Annotated in this window: 12 protein-coding genes; 7 read left to right on the plus strand and 5 right to left on the minus strand. The window is 67.0% G+C overall.

The window, feature by feature from the left end; translation table 11 throughout:
• The first annotated feature begins 3 nt into the window (after positions 1-3).
• The 6 genes from WI26_RS11405 to WI26_RS11430 all read left to right on the plus strand — a co-directional run bounded on the left by WI26_RS11405 (position 4) and on the right by WI26_RS11430 (position 7,604).
• Entirely contained in the window at positions 4-912 is a 909-nt protein-coding gene (locus WI26_RS11405; protein WP_059468190.1) for a DMT family transporter, read from the plus strand.
• Positions 913-1,064: 152 nt separating this feature from the next.
• A complete protein-coding gene (locus WI26_RS11410; protein WP_059468191.1) occupies positions 1,065-2,246 on the plus strand; it encodes a PLP-dependent aminotransferase family protein in 1,182 nt (393 codons plus the stop codon).
• A 41-nt stretch (positions 2,247-2,287) separates the two neighbouring features.
• Positions 2,288-2,746, plus strand: a complete 459-nt coding sequence (locus WI26_RS11415) for a RidA family protein (protein WP_059468192.1) — start codon at positions 2,288-2,290, stop codon at positions 2,744-2,746.
• Positions 2,747-2,759: 13 nt separating this feature from the next.
• Positions 2,760-3,641, plus strand: coding sequence for a PhzF family phenazine biosynthesis protein (locus tag WI26_RS11420; protein ID WP_069225971.1), 882 nt, complete (start codon positions 2,760-2,762; stop codon positions 3,639-3,641).
• 214 nt (positions 3,642-3,855) lie between these two features.
• On the plus strand, positions 3,856-6,195 hold the full coding sequence (locus tag WI26_RS11425) for an EAL domain-containing protein (RefSeq protein ID WP_069226406.1): 2,340 nt from the start codon (positions 3,856-3,858) through the stop codon (positions 6,193-6,195).
• A 194-nt stretch (positions 6,196-6,389) separates the two neighbouring features.
• Entirely contained in the window at positions 6,390-7,604 is a 1,215-nt protein-coding gene (locus WI26_RS11430; protein ID WP_069225972.1) for a chromate transporter, read from the plus strand.
• A gap of 35 nt (positions 7,605-7,639) precedes the next feature.
• Here the strand turns inward: WI26_RS11430 and WI26_RS11435 are convergent, their stop codons facing one another.
• The gene (locus WI26_RS11435; protein ID WP_059509958.1) at positions 7,640-8,086 is read right to left on the minus strand and encodes a multidrug/biocide efflux PACE transporter; all 447 of its coding nucleotides are present in this window, start codon (positions 8,084-8,086) and stop codon (positions 7,640-7,642) included.
• 111 nt (positions 8,087-8,197) lie between these two features.
• Between WI26_RS11435 and WI26_RS11440 the strand changes: the two genes are divergently transcribed.
• A complete protein-coding gene (locus WI26_RS11440) occupies positions 8,198-9,082 on the plus strand; it encodes a LysR family transcriptional regulator (RefSeq protein ID WP_059509957.1) in 885 nt (294 codons plus the stop codon).
• Positions 9,083-9,141: 59 nt separating this feature from the next.
• On the opposite strand, the gene WI26_RS11445 is transcribed toward WI26_RS11440, so the two are convergent.
• The 4 genes from WI26_RS11445 to WI26_RS11460 form a co-directional block, all read right to left on the minus strand.
• Positions 9,142-9,600, minus strand: coding sequence for a CopD family protein (locus WI26_RS11445; RefSeq protein ID WP_059448642.1), 459 nt, complete (start codon positions 9,598-9,600; stop codon positions 9,142-9,144).
• 247 nt (positions 9,601-9,847) lie between these two features.
• The gene (gene parC / locus WI26_RS11450) at positions 9,848-12,169 is read right to left on the minus strand and encodes a DNA topoisomerase IV subunit A (RefSeq protein ID WP_069225973.1); all 2,322 of its coding nucleotides are present in this window, start codon (positions 12,167-12,169) and stop codon (positions 9,848-9,850) included.
• Between the two features lie 62 nt (positions 12,170-12,231).
• Entirely contained in the window at positions 12,232-14,214 is a 1,983-nt protein-coding gene (parE, locus tag WI26_RS11455) for a DNA topoisomerase IV subunit B (protein WP_059468198.1), read from the minus strand.
• Positions 14,215-14,437: 223 nt separating this feature from the next.
• Positions 14,438-16,423, minus strand: coding sequence for an ATP-binding cassette domain-containing protein (locus WI26_RS11460; protein WP_196483724.1), 1,986 nt, complete (start codon positions 16,421-16,423; stop codon positions 14,438-14,440).
• Between the last annotated feature and the right edge of the window lie 132 nt (positions 16,424-16,555).

A 16,555-nucleotide genomic window follows, 5' to 3' on the forward strand; every position in this document is an offset into this window, starting at 1 on the left:
TTCATGAATTCGCGCGAAACCCGCGGCATGCTGCTCGGCCTCATCGGCGTGATGATCTTCAGCCTCACGCTGCCGATGACGCGTATCGTCGTCTCCGAGCTCAATCCGCTGCTGAATGGGCTCGGTCGCGCGCTCGCCGCATCGGTGCCGGCCGGCCTGCTGCTGTGGTGGCGGCGCGAACGGCTGCCGACCCGCGCGCAGCTGAAAAGCCTCGCGATCGTGTCGGCCGGCGTGATCATCGCGTATCCGGTGTTCTCCGCCTGGGCGATGAAAACCGTCCCGGCCTCGCACGGCGCGGTCGTGAACGGGCTGCAGCCGCTGTTCGTCGCGCTGTACGCGGCGTGGCTGTCGCATGAACGGCCGTCGAAGGCGTTCTGGGCCAGCGCGCTGGCGGGCAGTGCGCTCGTGATCGCGTTCGCGCTGCGCGACGGCGGCGGCACGGTGCAGGCCGGCGACGCGCTGATGCTCGTCGCGGTCGGCATCGGCGCGCTCGGCTACGCGGAAGGCGCGCGCCTCGCCCGCCAGATCGGCGGCTGGCAGGTGATCTGCTGGGCGCTCGTCGTATCCGCGCCGTTCCTCGTGTTGCCGGTCGGCTGGCTCGCATGGACGCAGCACGTCGCGCACCCCGCCCCGCTCGCGCTGCGCACGTGGCTCGCATTCGGCTACGTGACCCTTTTTTCGCAATTCATCGGTTTTTTTGCGTGGTACGCCGGGCTCGCCATGGGCGGCATCGCGCGCGTCGGTCAGGTGCAGCTGCTGCAGATCTTCTTCACGATCGCCTTTTCCGCGCTGCTGTTCGGCGAGACGGTGACGCCGTCGACGTGGCTGTTCGCGGCCGCCGTGATCGCGACCGTGATGCTCGGCCGGCGCTCGGCGGTGGCCACCGCCCCGCGTCCCGCTCGCGCCGGCTGATGAGGTGCGCCATAATGTCCGTTTTGCCTGAACGGTTTTGCCCACCCGGCCGCGACGGCCCGATCGCGCTCCCGCAAGCCTACCCGGCCGCGTCGACGCGATCAGCCCGATCGACCTTTCTTGATTGACCACGATATCCGAACGAGGAGACTATGAATCCGAGCGACCTGCACCCGCCGCACTGGCAGCTTTCCGAACGCGCCCGCAAGCTGACGAGCTCTGCGATCCGCGAGATCCTGAAGGTCACGGAACGCCCCGAGGTCATCTCGTTCGCAGGCGGCCTGCCCGCTCCCGCGACGTTCCCGGCCGAACGCATGCGCGCCGCGGCCGACCGCGTGCTGCGCGATGCACCCGCCGCCGCACTCCAGTACAGCGCGACCGAAGGCTACCTGCCGCTGCGTGAATGGATCGCCGAGCGTTACAGCGTGCGCGTGTCGCAGGTGCTGATCACGACCGGCTCGCAGCAGGCGCTCGACCTGCTCGGCAAGGCGCTGATCGATCCGGACAGCCCGATCCTCGTGGAAACCCCGACCTACCTCGGCGCGCTGCAGTCGTTCTCGCTGTACGAGCCGCGCTATGTGCAGGTGCCGACCGACGAGCAGGGCCTGCTGCCCGAAGGCCTCACGCCCGACCTGACGCAAGGCGCACGCCTGCTGTACGCACAGCCGAACTTCCAGAACCCGACCGGTCGCCGCCTGCCCGTCGAGCGCCGCCGCGCGCTCGCCGCGTTCGCGCAGTCGAGCCCGTTCCCGGTGCTGGAAGACGACCCGTACGGCGCGCTGAACTACCAGGGCGAGCCGCTACCGACGATGCTGTCGATGGCGCCCGACCATATCGTGCACCTCGGCACGTTTTCGAAGGTGCTCGCGCCGGGCCTGCGGATCGGCTACATCATTGCCCCCGAGGAACTCCACTTCAAGCTCGTGCAGGCCAAGCAGGCCACGGACCTGCACACGCCGACGCTCACGCAGCGCATCGCGCACGAAGTGATCAAGGACGGCTTCCTCGATGAGCACATCCCGACGATCCGCCAGCTGTACGGCGCGCAATGCGAAGCGATGCTCGCGTCGCTCGCCCGCCACATGCCGGAAGGCGTCACGTGGAACCGGCCGGACGGCGGCATGTTCATCTGGGTGAATCTGCCCGCGCAGATCGACAGCATGAAGCTGCTCGAGGCCGCGGTCGCCAACCACGTCGCCTTCGTGCCGGGTGCGCCGTTCTTCGCGAACGACCCGCAGCAGAACACGCTGCGCCTGTCGTTCGTGACGGTGCCGCCGGAGAAGATCGAGGAAGGCGTCGCTCGCCTCGGCAAGCTGCTGCGCGAACGTCTCTGATCCCTTTTTCCTGTCACGACTCTCAACGAGGAATCGAACACATGGCTAACGTCTACGACAAACTGAAGTCGCTCGGCATCGAACTCCCGACCGCCGGCGCACCGGCCGCCGCCTACGTGATGAGCGCGCAAAGCGGCAACACGGTCTACCTGTCGGGCCACATCGCGAAGAAGGACGGCAAGGTCTGGGCCGGCAAGCTGGGCGCCGACCTGAAGACGGAAGACGGCAAGGCGGCCGCGCGCTCGATCGCGATCGACCTGCTCGCGACGCTGCACGCACACACCGGCGACCTGAACAAGGTCACGCGCATCGTGAAGCTGATGAGCCTCGTCAACTCGACGCTCGACTTCACCGAACAGCACATCGTGACGAACGGTGCGTCGGAGCTGATCGCCGAAGTGTTCGGCGACGCGGGCAAGCACGCGCGTTCGGCGTTCGGTGTCGCGCAGATTCCGCTCGGCGCGTGCGTCGAGATCGAACTGATCGCCGAAGTCGCGTAACGGGCGCATCGAGATGACCGGTCGTCTCGTCCGCTTCAAGCAGGTCGACGTCTTCACGTCGGTGCCGTTCAAGGGCAACCCGCTCGCCGTCGTGTTCGACGCCGATTCACTCGGCGACGACGCGATGCTCGAGATCGCCCGCTGGACGAACCTGTCGGAAACGACGTTCCTCTGCACCCCGACCGATCCCGACGCCGACTACCGCGTGCGGATCTTCACGACGGCCGGTGAACTGCCGTTCGCCGGCCACCCGACGCTCGGCACCGCGCATGCGTTCCTGGAAAGCGGCGCACGGCCGCGCGTGCCTGGCCGGCTGATCCAGCAGTGCGGGGTTGGCCGGGTCGCGCTGCGCGAGCAGGCCGGCGGCTGGGCGTTCGCCGCGCCGCCGGCTCGCGTCACGCCGCTCGACCGTTCGGACTACGCGGTGCTGGCCGCCGCGTTGCGCAGCGACGCGATCGACCTGGATGCCGAGCCGTGCGCGGTGGACAACGGCGCGCCGTGGCTGGTCGTGCGGCTGAAGTCGGCCGACGCGTGCATCGGCCTGTCGCCCGATCCGGCCGCGCTGGAGGCGCTCACGCGCCGCTATGGGACGGACGGCCTCGCGGTCTACGCGCCGCACGTCGAAGGCGGCCCCGCGACGTTCGAAATCCGCTGCTTGATGACGGGCGGCAACTTCGGCTTCGGCGAGGATCCGGTCACCGGCAGCGCGAACGCCGCGCTGGCCGGGCTGCTGACGCGGCAGGAACGCCGCCCCGGCCAGTCGTACACGGCCCGCCAGGGCACGGCGATCGGCCGCGACGGCCGCATCTGCGTCAGCTATGACGAAGACGGCACCACGTGGATCGGCGGTCACGTCGTCACGGTCGTCGACGGCACCTTCCGGTCCCCCGTGTAACATTTCGCGATGTGCGATGGCGCCGGCCCGTCCGGCGCCCCCTACGATTCGCCCAACTATCGCAAAAGTGTTCCAGCCAGTAATATCGGGCCTAATCCGTTGTTTCGGAGGTCTGTCCATGGTTGCGCGTCCCGCGAACGAACAGACGTCGGGACAATCCGAACCATAGCCATCCAGACGGATGAAGAACGCGAGCAGGACGCCGCCCTCTCTGATGAGCTCCGCCCGGTCAAACCACACGCCGCCGACCCGGCCGCTGCGCGCGCCGCGCAAGTCGCGCCGTCGCGCGCTGTTCGCGATCCCGCTGCTCGGGATGCTGGCGCTTGCGCTGCTGTGGGCGGTGATCGTGGCGCGGCTGTCGGTCGAAAAGGACAGCGCGTACAAGGAAGCGGCGGCCTCGGCGGCGATCCTGTCGTCGGCGCTCGAGCAGCACACGGTCAAGGCGATCCACCAGGTCGACCAGATCACCCGCTTCGTCAAGTTCGAATTCGAGAAATCGCCGTCGCGCTTCAACCTCGCGAGCGCGGTCGAAAAAGGCGTCGTGCCGAGCGACACGCTGATCCAGGTTTCGCTCGTCAACGCGAAGGGCATCCTGTTCGCGAACACGGCTGAACTCCATCCGAAGCCGATCAACCTGTCCGACCGCGAGCACTTCAAGGTCCACCTCGCGCACAACGACGATCGCCTGTACATCAGCAAGCCCGTGCTCGGCCGCGTGTCGAGCCATTGGACGCTGCAGATGACACGGCGCCTGAACAACCCGGACGGCAGCTTCGCCGGGATCGTCGTGGTATCGGAAGATCCGAGCTACTTCACGAACGACTTCTACAACAACGCGGCGATCGGCAAGGAAGGCGTGATCGCCGTGGTGTCCGACACGGGCGCCGTGCTCGCGCGGCGCACCGGCTCGCTCAGCAACGCGCCCGGTGCGTTCTCCGCATCGGGCGTCTACCCGATCGCCGAGCGCGTGACGGGTACGATCATCGACCCGATCGACGGCGTGACGCGCATCGTGTCGTACCGCCACCTCGACGGCTACCCGCTCGCGGTGATGGTCGGGCTGTCGCAGTCCGAGGAATTCGCGGACTACTACCACACGCGCAACGTCTATCTGCTGATGACGAGCTTCATCACGCTAGCGATGCTCGCGTTCTTCGGCGTCGCGACGGGGCTGATCGGCAAGCTGCTCGGCCGCGAGCGCGAGATGACCCAGCTCGCCGAATACGACCTCCTCACCGGCCTCGCAAACCGCTACGCGACGCTGCGCGGGCTGCGCAACGACGTGTCGATGCCGGCAAGCCTGTCGCGGCTCGGCCTGCTGTTCATCGACCTCGACAACTTCAAGACCGTCAACGACACCCTCGGCCACAACGCCGGCGACATCGTGCTGCAGATGACAGCGTCGCGCCTGTCGGATGCCGTCGGCGACGAAGGGTCGCTCGCCCGGATCGGCGGCGACGAGTTCGTCGTCGTGATGAAGGGCGACGACGTCGAACGGCGCGCGGTGCGGCTCGCGGAAGCGATCATCCGGATGTTCGCCGAGCCGTTCGACGTGCGCGGCAGTTCGTTCGTGCTGCATGCGAGCATCGGCATCGCGCTGCACACCGTCGCGAACGAAAGCGAGATCGACCTGCTGAAGAAGGCCGATCTCGCGATGTACAGCGCGAAGGACGCGGGCAAGAACTGCTACCAGTTCTACGCGCCGCACCTGTCGCATCGCGCCGACCACCTGATGCGCTGGGAACAGCAATTGCGCGTCGCGCTCGCCGAGGGGCAGCTGTTCCTCGCCTACCAGCCGAAGATCGATCTGACGCACCGCACGATCACCGGCTTCGAGGCCCTCGCGCGCTGGGACCACCCCGAGCACGGGATCATCTCCGCGAACGAATTCATTTCGATTGCCGAATCGACGGGGCTGATCGTGCCGATCGGCGACTTCGTGATCCGCACCGCGTGCGAACAGATCGCGCGCTGGCGCGACGATGGCCACGACACGCTGACGCTCGCGGTCAACATCTCGCCGGTGCAGTTCTGGCGCGGCGACCTGATCGAGACGATTTCGCAGGCGCTGCAGGACACCGGTATCGAGGCGAACCGGCTCGAAATCGAGATCACCGAGACCGCGATGATGGAATATCCGGAGCTCGTCTCCGAGAAGATCGTCGCGTTGAAGAAGCTCGGCATCCGCATCGCGCTCGACGATTTCGGTACCGGCTATTCGTCGCTGTCGTACCTGCACCGCTTCTCCGTCGATACGCTGAAGGTCGACCGCTCGTTCGTGCAGGCGATCCCGAACGATCGCAGCGTGTGCGTGATGGTGTCGTCGATCGTGCATCTCGCGCGCTCGCTCGGCCTGACGGTGGTCGTCGAAGGCACCGAAACCGAGGAGCAGATCGCATGGCTGTCGGCGCTCGGAGAAATCGAGGCGCAGGGCTTCCTGTTCTCCCGCCCCGTGCCGGCCGACGCGATCCCCGCGCTGATCGCGCGCTTCGGCGTGCGCGGCGACCGTCCGAACGTCCTCACGCACCGCGCGACCGGCAGCACGGGCGCCTGAGCCCGCAGCCCGCGCGGCAATGTTGCGCAGCACACCAATTATTTCGGTTTCCGATTCGGTTGTTTAGTCCATTAACTGGCGTTTTCGCGCATGGCAGTGTCACGATGCGCGGCGGACAATCGGGAGGGCCATCGTGTCGGCGGGCCGCCGGCACGTTTCCATGCGCCAGCCTCCCCTGCGCCAACAACACAGTCATGACAACCATCGAAGTCGAAGCGGCCGAACGTGTCGAACAGGCACCGGCATCCCTATGGGCCTTGTTCAAGGTTGTCGCCGGCATTTCCGCCGTGTCGTGGGGCGGGCTTTCGATGATGGCGCAACTCGAGCGCCACTATGTCGAGCGGTTGCAGCGCATCGAGCCGCACGTGTTCGCCGATCTCGTGGCCCTCGCATGGCTCGTGCCAGGCCCCGTCGGCTGCAATGTCGCCGTGCAGGTCGGCCGGACGCTGCATGGCCGCACCGGCGCATGGATCGCCGGCATCGCGAGCGTGCTGCCGTTCTTCGTGCTGATGACGCTGTTCGCGATCTTCTACCGCACGCCGATCGTGCGCTCGCTCGCCGCGCCGATGCTGATCAATCACTTCGGGATGGTGCTCGCCGCACTGATCGGCGTCACGTGGGTCAAGCAGTTGCGCACGCTCGCGAGCACACGGCTCGAACAGGCGATCGCCGCACTATCGACGATTCTGCTCGCTTTCGCGCATAGTCCGACCGCTTTCGTCGGGATTCTCTTCGCTGCGTTTGCAGCCGGCTGGCTGACCGGGCCACCGCAACACGACGCGGTCGATTTCACGCTGTCGAAACGCGACCGCAGCCTGCTCGTGCTGCTCGCCGTGCTCGTCGCGCTGTTCGCGCTGCCGTTGCCCGGCGACTATCAGGAGACGCTGCTGTGGCCGCGGCTCGCCGGCGCCGGCATGACGCTGTTCGGCGGCGGCTTCTCCGCGCTGCCCGTGCTCAAGACGCTGTTCGTGTCGCCGGCCACCGGCATCTCCGATCACGACTTCACGCTCGCGTTCGCGCTGTCGCCGGTGTCGCCCGGCCCGCTGCTGAACGTCGTGCCGTTTCTCGGCTACCTGACCGCCGGCTGGACCGGCGCGCTGCTCGCGACCGCAGCGCTGTTCATTCCGTCGGGGTGTCTCGTCGTGTTCGCGCAGAATCATCTGTTCCGGCTCAAGCGCCATTCGCGCTTCGAGCACGGGATGCGCCTGCTGCGCGCGGCAACGACGGGATTTCTCGTCGTCGCCGTCGTGAAGATCCTGCATCGCGAACCGGCCGATCCCGTCTACTGGCTCACGGGCGCCTTTGCGACGCTGTGCTTCGCACGCTTCAAGGTGCCCGTGTACGCCGTCTACGGTGCGGTCGCGATCGTGTGCGGCGCGTGGCTGTTGTGGGCGGCCATCGCGCACTGACGGCAGGCCCTCTTCCACCGCCGACCACTTGCCGCTCAGCCTGCCTGCACCGCGACGCGGCGTGCGACCCAGCGTGCCCGCAGCGCGTCGTACGCGAGGTTGAAGCAGAACGTGTATGGCAGGAAGAACAGCACGATGCCGAGGTCAAGCAGCAGCGCCTCGACGAGGCTCACGTTCAGCCACCATGCGGCAACCGGCACCACCATCGCGACGAGGCCGAGCTCGAACGCGACCGCATGCGCGATGCGCATCCCGAGCGTGCGCGTGAGGCCGGCGCGGCGCTCGAAACGGTCGAACAGCGTGTTGAACGTCATGTTCCAGGCCATCGCGATCAGCGACACCATCACCGTCAGCACGCCGACGTGCGAGACCGGCATATCGAGCAGCCACGCGCCGATCGGCGCGCACAGCGCGATCGCCACCAGCTCGAACGTCAGCGCGTGAACGAGGCGTTCCGTCACCGTTTTGTTCATCTGTTTCATGGTTCCTCCAATTCGTTTGTGCAGCGTATGCGGCGCATTTTGATCGGCGCAACAGCGTGAATCCAGTTTGATATCATCGGTTTTTCCGATACAACACTGTGAGATCCGCGCATGCACCACGCCCCCGAAGCCCTGCTCGCCTTCGCCGAAGCCGCGCTGCTCGGCTCGTTCACGGCCGCCGCGCGCAAGCTCGGCAAGCGCCAGTCGACGGTGTCCGAAGCGATCGCAAACCTCGAGATCGATCTCGGCGTGCAGTTGTTCGACCGCTCGACGCGCACGCCGACGCTGACCGATGCCGGACGCGCGCTGCTGCCGCAGGTGCAGCGCGCACTGGAGGCCGGCGCGGCGATCGACCGCACCGCCGCGCGGCTCGCGCAGGGCGAGGAAGCACGGCTGACGCTCGTCGTGTCCGATACGTATCAATCGAAGCGTTACGAGGAAACCTTGATGGCACTCGAGCGGCGCTTTCCGACGCTGGAACTCGAATGTCAGATCGCCGAACACGAGGACGTGCTCGACCTGATCCAGCAGGGCCGCGCTCAGCTTGGGCTGATGGCCGCGCGCGCCGTCTACCCGCCCGATATCGGCGCGGCGACGGTGGCGGAGGAGTCCGAGATCGGCCTGTTCGTCGGGCGCACGCACGCGCTGGCGGCCTTCGGCGACGCCGACGTGCCGCATGCGGCACTGCGCGACGCGCGCGAACTGCGCCTCAACACGTATGTGAAACCGGAGGATCGCGGCGCCGACGACCGGATCGTCATCGGCACGCAGCGCTGGCTCGCGCCGAGCTATCTGATGCTGCTGGAGATGGCGGTGCTGGGGTTCGGCTGGGCCGAGCTGCCGCGCTGGATGGTCGAGCATTTCGCGCGCGATCGTCTCTGCGAGCTGCGCTCGCGCGGCTGGCCGCGCCGCGTGCGGGTCGATGCGGTGTGGTCGCGCAACCGGCCGCTCGGCCCGGCCGGCGCGTGGCTGCTCGACGCGATGCTGGCAGCATAGCGGCGCGCGGCATCGCGCCGGCGGCGGCCGAATGGCGCGGCAAGGTCAGGCGTTCGCGCTCAGAATCCGCGCGACAGCACGGCCGCACCGATCGTCACCACGCCGAGCACGAGGTTGACGACGACGAGCAAGCGCACGGTGTTTACCGCGCGCGCGCCGTCCGGCCAGTTCTGCGCCTGCACCGCGCGGCGGATGCGCGGGAACAGCGCGAAGCGAATGTGACCGAAGATCAGCATCATCACGACACCGAGCCCCGCCATCGCATGCAGCGTCCACGTCGCGTGCGCGCCGCCGAAGGCCGTGAGCAGGAAACCGCCGGACAGCAGGATCACGATCACCGACCCCGACACCCAATTGAAGAAGCGGCCGAACACGCCCTCGATCAGCGGCAGCCGCAACTGCGGCGTCAGGTCGGACAGCGCCGGACGCAGGCAGAAGTTCGCAAAGACCATCCCGCCCACCCACACGGCGACGGCCAGCAGATGAAGAAACAGCGCGACGGCAACGGCGTGGGACATGGCGGCAATCCTGGTATGAGTTGAGTGCAACGAACAGCCGCGTCACGCGCGGTCTCGAGCGACGTTCGACCAGCACGCCGCCGAGCGGTTCGGCCCTCTGGCGGAATTTCACAATATTTTGCAAGTTCCGCGTGACGGCGCCACTCGCGCTTACCTGAATGCGTCGCGCAAAAAAGAACCGGCCGCACGCCCGCCGAAGCGGAGGTGCGGCCGTCGATGCCGGTCGAACCGGCCAGTGGATGCGGCGTCAGCCGAGCAACGGACGCAGCTCGTTGACGACCTTGAGCTTGGTGTCCGGCGCGCGGCCCTTGCGTGCACGCTTGCCGACGTGCGGCGCCAGCCCCGCGTACGACAGCGTTTCGTCCTGCGCCTTGCCGCCGCGACCGGTGCCGATCAGCACGACGCCGGCCGGGTCGATCGCAAGCGCCTGCACGAGCGTTTCCTTGTCGTCGAGCGCCATCAGGATCACGCCGCGACCGCCGCCCGACAGCGTCTTCATCTCGTCCATCCCGAACACCAGCAGACGGCCGCCGCTCGACAGACACGCGACCTGCGTCGCGTTCGGCAGCACGGGCATCGGTGCGAGCGGCACCGCGCCCGCATCGATGGTCATGAACGATTTGCCGGCCTTCACGCGGCTCACCATGTCGCCGACCTTGGCGAGGAAGCCGAAGCCGTTGCTCGACGCGAGCAGCAGTTGCTGGTCGGCCGGCGCTGCGTAGTAGTGCATCAGATGCGAGCCCGACTCGAGCTCGATCAGCGACGTCACCGGCACGCCGTCGCCGCGCCCGCCCGGCAGCACCGACACGTCGACCGAGTACACACGGCCGCTGCTGCCCCACGCGATCAGTCGATCCGGCGTGCGGCACTGGAACGCCGCATACAGGTGATCGCCCGCCTTGAACGAGAAGCCGGCCGGGTCGAGCCCGTGGCCCTTCAGCGCACGCACCCAGCCCTTCTGCGACACGACGACCGTCACCGGCTCGTCGACAACCTTCGCCTCGAACGTCGCGCGCTTTTCCTGCTGGATCAGCGTGCGGCGATCGTCGCCGTACTGCTTCGCGTCGGCCTCGATCTCCTTGATCATCAGCCGCTTCATCGCGCTTTCGTTCGCGAGCAGTTCCTCGAGCTTCGCCTTCTCGTCGCGCAGCGCCTCGAGTTCCTTCTCGATCTTGATCTTCTCGAGCCGCGCGAGCTGACGCAGGCGGATTTCGAGGATGTCTTCGGCCTGGCGGTCGCTGAGGCCGAACGCGCTCATCAGCGCCGCCTTCGGCTCATCCGACTCGCGAATGATGCGGATCACCTCGTCGATATTCAGGAAGACGATCATCCGCCCTTCGAGGATGTGGATGCGATCGTCGACCTTCGCGAGACGATGGCGGCAACGACGCGTCATCGTCAGCTGGCGGAACTTCACCCACTCGTCGAGGATCGTCAGCAGCCCCTTCTGGCCCGGCCGGCCGTCGGCGCCGATCATCACGAGGTTCAGTGTCGCGTTCGACTCGAGGCTCGTGTACGCGAGCAGCGTGTTCACGAATTCCGTCTGGTCGATCGTGCGCGACTTCGGCTCGAACACGAGCCGCACCGCCGCTTCCTTGCCCGACTCGTCGCGCACCGCGTCGAGCAGGTCGAGCATCGCCTTCTTGGTGTTGAGCTGCTCGGGCGTGAGCGTCTTCTTGCCGAGCTTGAGCTTCGGGTTGGTGAGCTCCTCGATTTCCTCGAGCACCTTCTGGCCCGACGTGTTCGGCGGCAGCTCGGTGACGACGAGCTGCCACTGGCCGCGCGCGAGATCCTCGATCTTCCAGCGCGCGCGTACCTTCAGGCTGCCGCGGCCGGTCTCGTAGGCCGCCGCGATCTCGGTGTCGCTCGAGATGATCTGGCCGCCGCCCGGGAAGTCCGGGCCGGGAATCAGGTTCATCAGCTCCGCGTGCGTGAGCTTCGGATTGCGGATCAACGCGACCGCCGCCGCCGCGACCTCGCGCAGGTTGTGCGACGGAATCTCGGTGGCGAGACCGACCGCGATGCCCGACGCGCCGTTCAACAGAACGAACGGCATGCGGCTCGGCAGCGTCTTCGGTTCCTCGAACGAGCCGTCGTAGTTCGGCATGAAGTCGACCGTGCCCTGGTCGATCTCGTCGAGCAGCAGCTTCGAGATCGGCGTGAGCCGGGCCTCGGTGTATCGCATCGCCGCCGCGCCGTCGCCGTCGCGTGAGCCGAAGTTGCCCTGGCCGTCGATCAGCGGATAGCGCAGCGAGAAGTCCTGCGCGAGACGCACGAGCGCGTCGTATGCCGACTGGTCGCCGTGCGGATGGTATTTACCGAGCACGTCGCCCACCACGCGCGCCGACTTCACCGGCTTCGCGTCCGGGCCGAGGCCCATTTCGTTCATCGCGAACAGGATCCGGCGCTGCACCGGCTTCTGGCCGTCGCATACGTCGGGCAGCGCGCGGCTCTTCACCACGCTGACCGCATAGCTGAGGTACGCCTGCTCCGCGTAGTTGCCGAGCGTCAGCGCATCGGCGTCCGGTGCGTCGGATCCGGCGAAGAGATCGGAAGTATTGTCGTCCATCTGTATTCCGTATTCGTAAGTGGCGTGAGGCCGGGCCGGGCGTCATGCCCGGCCGCGCGGGTTTAGATGTCCGCTTCGACGTCGTTGCCCTTTTCCTCGAGCCAGCCGCGTCGCGCGGCTGCCTCGCCCTTGCCCATCAGCATGGTCATCCGCGCGACGGTCGCCTCGTAGTCGAGTTCGCCGAGCTTCACCGGCATCAGGCGGCGCGTGTCGGGGTTCATCGTCGTGTCCCACAACTGCTCCGCGCTCATTTCGCCGAGACCCTTGAAGCGGCTGATGCTCCATTGCGTTTCGCGCACGCCGTCCTTGCGCAGCTTGTCGAGGGTCGCCTCGAGTTCGCCTTCGTCGAGCGCATAGAGTTTCTGCGCGGGCTTCTTGCCGCGCGCGGGCGCATCGACGCGGAACAGCGGCGGGCGCGCCACGTACACGTGGCCGCGCTCGATCAGCTGCGGGAAATGCTTGAAGAACAGCGTGAGCAGCAGCACCTGGATGTGCGAGCCGTCGACGTCCGCGTCCGACAGGATGCAGATCTTGCCGTAGCGCAGGTTCGACAGGTCGACGGTGTCGTCGGGGCTGTGCGGATCGACGCCGATCGCCACCGAAATGTCGTGCACCTCGTTGTTCGCGAACAGGCGGTCACGCTCGGTTTCCCACGTGTTCAGCACCTTGCCGCGCAGCGGCAGGATCGCCTGGTATTCCTTGTCGCGGCCCATCTTCGCGGAACCGCCCGCCGAATCGCCCTCGACGAGGAACAGTTCGTTGCGCGCGATATCTTCCGTCTCGCAGTCGGTCAGCTTGCCCGGCAGCACCGCGACCCCCGAGCTCTTGCGCTTTTCGACCTTCTGGCCCGCGCGCGTGCGCGCCTGCGCCTGCTTGATCACCAGTTCGGCGAGTTTCTTGCCGTGCTCGACGTGCTGGTTCAGCCACAGTTCGAGCGCCGGACGCGAGAACGACGACACGAGCTTCACCGCGTCGCGGCTGTTCAGCCGTTCCTTGATCTGCCCCTGGAACTGCGGATCGAGCACCTTCGCGGACAGCACGAACGACACGCGCGCGAACACGTCTTCCGCGAGCAGCTTCACGCCTTTCGGCTGCAGGTTGTGCAGTTCGACGAAGCTCTTGACCGCCTGATAGAGACCGTCGCGCAGGCCCGACTCGTGCGTGCCGCCGGCCGGCGTCGGGATCAGGTTCACGTACGACTCGCGCACGAGCGACCCCTCCTCGCTCCATGCGACGACCCATGACGCGCCTTCCCCTTCCGCGAAGGTTTCGTCGGTCGAGCGCGCATCGGCGAAGCGCTCGCCTTCGAACAGTGGGATCAGCAGCTCGCTGCCGTTCATCTCGTCGAGCAGGTAGCCGCGCAGGCCGTCCTCGTACTTCCACGCCTGGCGCTCGCCGGTCTTCTCGTTGACGAGCACGACCTCGACGCCCGGCAGCAGCACGGCCTTCGAGCGCAGCAGACGCTGCAGCTCGCCGAGCGGCAGGTTCGGCGAATCGAAGTACTTCGGATTTGGCCAGACCTGCACGCGCGTGCCGGACTTCTTCTCGCCGCGGCCCGCGCCTTGCGTTGCGAGCGGCTTCACGACGTCGCCATCGGCGAAGCCGAGCTCGGCGATCTTGCCGTCGCGCCAGACCGTCACGTCCAGACGCGTCGCGAGCGCGTTCGTCACCGATACGCCGACGCCGTGCAGACCGCCCGAGAACGTGTACGCGCCGCCGGCGGCCTTGTCGAACTTGCCGCCCGCGTGCAGGCGCGTGAACACGATCTCGACGACCGGCACGCCCTCTTCGGGGTGCATCCCGAACGGGATGCCGCGACCGTCGTCCTCCACCGACACCGACTGGTCGGCATGCAGCGTGACGGTGATCTGCTTGCCGTAGCCGCCGAGCGCTTCGTCGGACGCGTTGTCGATGACTTCCTGAATGATGTGCAGCGGATTTTCGGTACGGGTGTACATGCCGGGCCGCTGCTTGACCGGCTCGAGACCCTTGAGCACCTTGATCGATGCTTCGCTATAGGCCGCGCTGGGCTTCTTCGTTGACATAGGCGCTGAATTTCGTCATTCATCGGGACGTTGTCCACATCTCGTGTGGATAACGTCGTGGACAAAACGTTGAGTTCCGTAAAAAAGCGAATCGAAACAACGGTGTGCTTGGACTGCTCCGAAAGCGGGCGCGCGGCGTTCGCTACGCTGCCCGGGACGCGCGGTATTTTACTGGTTCCGCGTGGCGCGCCGTCGCAAGATCGCTCGCACGGCGCACGGGGCGTCAGACCGGCTTGCGCTTTGCCTCGAGCGTCTCCCACCGCTCGAGCGCAGCGAGGAGCTCGTCGTCGATCGCCGCGAACCGCTCGGTCAGGCGCGTGCCTTCCTGCGGATCTTTCGCGAAGATCGAACCGTCCTCGAGCTGCGCGTTGATCGTCTTCTGTTCTTCCTCGAGCGCCGCAATCTTCTCCGGCAGCGCATCGAGTTCGCGCTGCTCGTTGAACGACAGCTTCACCGTGCGCTGTGCGTTGCGGCCGGCCGCGCTTTTCGCCGCGTCTTCCTTGACCGGCGCCGCTTCCTTCACCGCGCGCTTCGCCGCCTCCTGCTGCGCGAGCTGCTGCGAACGCTCGCTCTGGATCTGCCAGTCGGTGAAGCCGCCGACGTATTCGCGCCACTTGCCGTCGCCCTCGGCTGCGATCACCGACGTGACGACGTTGTCGAGGAACGCGCGATCGTGGCTGACCAGCAGCACCGTGCCGTCGTAATCGGCCAGCAGCTCTTCGAGCAGTTCGAGTGTCGGGATGTCGAGGTCGTTGGTCGGTTCGTCGAGCACTAGCACGTTGGCCGGACGCGCGAACAGTCGCGCGAGCAGCAGCCGGTTGCGCTCGCCGCCCGACAGCGACTTCACCGGCGAGCGTGCGCGTTCCGGCGCGAAGAGGAAGTCGCCGAGATAGCTCATCACGTGCTTGCGCACGCCGCCGATCTCGACCCATTCGCTACCGGGGCTGATCGTATCGGCCAGGCTCTTTTCCTGGTCGAGCTGCGCGCGCATCTGGTCGAAATACGCGACTTGCAGGTTCGTGCCGGTGCGCACCGTGCCCGCGTCGGGCTTCAGCTCGCCGAGGATCAGCTTGAGCAGCGTGGTCTTGCCGGCGCCGTTCGGGCCGACGAAACCGATCTTGTCGCCGCGCATGACCGTCGTCGAGAAGCTGTCGACGACCGTGCGGTCGCCGTAGCGCTTCGTCACGTCCGTCAGCTCCGCGACGATCTTGCCCGACTTCTCGCCCTGCGCGACGTCGAGCTTCACGTTGCCCTGTGAATTGCGGCGCTCCGCGCGCTCGTTGCGCATCTGCACGAGCCGCGCGATGCGGCCGACGCTGCGCGTGCGGCGCGCCTCGACGCCCTTGCGGATCCACACTTCTTCCTGCGCGAGCAGCTTGTCGAACTTCTCGTTTTCCACGCGCTCGACTTCCAGCTGCTGCGCCTTGCGCGTCTGGTACGCGGAGAAGTTGCCCGGGTACGACAGCAGCCGGCCGCGATCGAGCTCGACGATGCGCGTCGCGACGCGATCGAGGAACGCGCGATCGTGGGTGATGAACAGCAGGCCCGCGCGCTGCGCGACGAGCAGTTCTTCCAGCCAGCGGATGCCGTCGAAGTCGAGGTGGTTGGTCGGCTCGTCGAGCAGCAGCACGTCAGGCTGCAGCACGAGCGCGCGCGCCAGCGCGACACGCTTCTGCATCCCGCCCGACAGCGCATCGACCTGCGCATCGCCGTCCGTCAGGCCGATCTGCGCGAGCGTCATCGACACGCGCGTGCGCCAGTTCCATGCATCGTGCGCGTCGAGCGTCGACTGCAGCGCGTTCATCCGCGCGAGCAGCGCATCGTGCTCGGCGCCTTCGGGCGTCTCCGCGAGGCGGTGCACGATCGAATCGTATTCTTCGAGCACTTCGCGCGTGTGCGCGAGCCCCGATGCGACGGCGTCGAACACGGTCGCGCCCGGTTCGAATTCGGGCTCCTGCGGCACGTAGACGGTCACGAGCTCCTGCTGGCGCGTGATCAGCCCGTCGTCTGGCTTCGCCAGTCCGGCGACGATCTTCAGCAGCGACGACTTGCCCGCGCCGTTGCGACCGATCAGGCCGACGCGCTCGCCGGCCTCCAGCGAGAAATCCGCGTGATCGAGCAACGCGACGTGACCGAACGCGAGTTGCGCGCCGGTAATGGAATAAAGCGACATGGGGAGACGGCGAAGAGAGAAATCGGAAGCGCCCATTGTACCGGTGGCGGACGCCAGCGCCGGGATGGCCGGACGGACTAGGGCGGTGCGCGGGTCATTTCGTGCCGCGGCGGCATGACGGCGCGCGTGCGGCGGACGAGGCCGCGATGCGACGCGGCGGTCTTGCGC

Origin of the sequence: Burkholderia diffusa, from assembly GCF_001718315.1 — a bacterium.
Lineage (GTDB): Bacteria > Pseudomonadota > Gammaproteobacteria > Burkholderiales > Burkholderiaceae > Burkholderia > Burkholderia diffusa_B.

Bases quoted from the DNA above. Each gene is read 5' to 3' on its own strand.
- WI26_RS11440 (WP_059509957.1), top strand. From the start codon at position 8,198: ATGCACCACGCCCCCGAAGCCCTGCTCGCCTTCGCCGAAGCCGCGCTG.
- WI26_RS11460 (WP_196483724.1), bottom strand. From the start codon at position 16,423: ATGGGCGCTTCCGATTTCTCTCTTCGCCGTCTCCCCATGTCGCTTTAT.
- WI26_RS11445 (WP_059448642.1), bottom strand. From the start codon at position 9,600: ATGTCCCACGCCGTTGCCGTCGCGCTGTTTCTTCATCTGCTGGCCGTC.
- WI26_RS11420 (WP_069225971.1), top strand. From the start codon at position 2,760: ATGACCGGTCGTCTCGTCCGCTTCAAGCAGGTCGACGTCTTCACGTCG.
- parE (WP_059468198.1), bottom strand. From the start codon at position 14,214: ATGTCAACGAAGAAGCCCAGCGCGGCCTATAGCGAAGCATCGATCAAG.
- WI26_RS11410 (WP_059468191.1), top strand. From the start codon at position 1,065: ATGAATCCGAGCGACCTGCACCCGCCGCACTGGCAGCTTTCCGAACGC.
- WI26_RS11430 (WP_069225972.1), top strand. From the start codon at position 6,390: ATGACAACCATCGAAGTCGAAGCGGCCGAACGTGTCGAACAGGCACCG.
- WI26_RS11425 (WP_069226406.1), top strand. From the start codon at position 3,856: ATGAGCTCCGCCCGGTCAAACCACACGCCGCCGACCCGGCCGCTGCGC.
- WI26_RS11405 (WP_059468190.1), top strand. From the start codon at position 4: ATGAATTCGCGCGAAACCCGCGGCATGCTGCTCGGCCTCATCGGCGTG.
- WI26_RS11415 (WP_059468192.1), top strand. From the start codon at position 2,288: ATGGCTAACGTCTACGACAAACTGAAGTCGCTCGGCATCGAACTCCCG.
- parC (WP_069225973.1), bottom strand. From the start codon at position 12,169: ATGGACGACAATACTTCCGATCTCTTCGCCGGATCCGACGCACCGGAC.
- WI26_RS11435 (WP_059509958.1), bottom strand. From the start codon at position 8,086: ATGAAACAGATGAACAAAACGGTGACGGAACGCCTCGTTCACGCGCTG.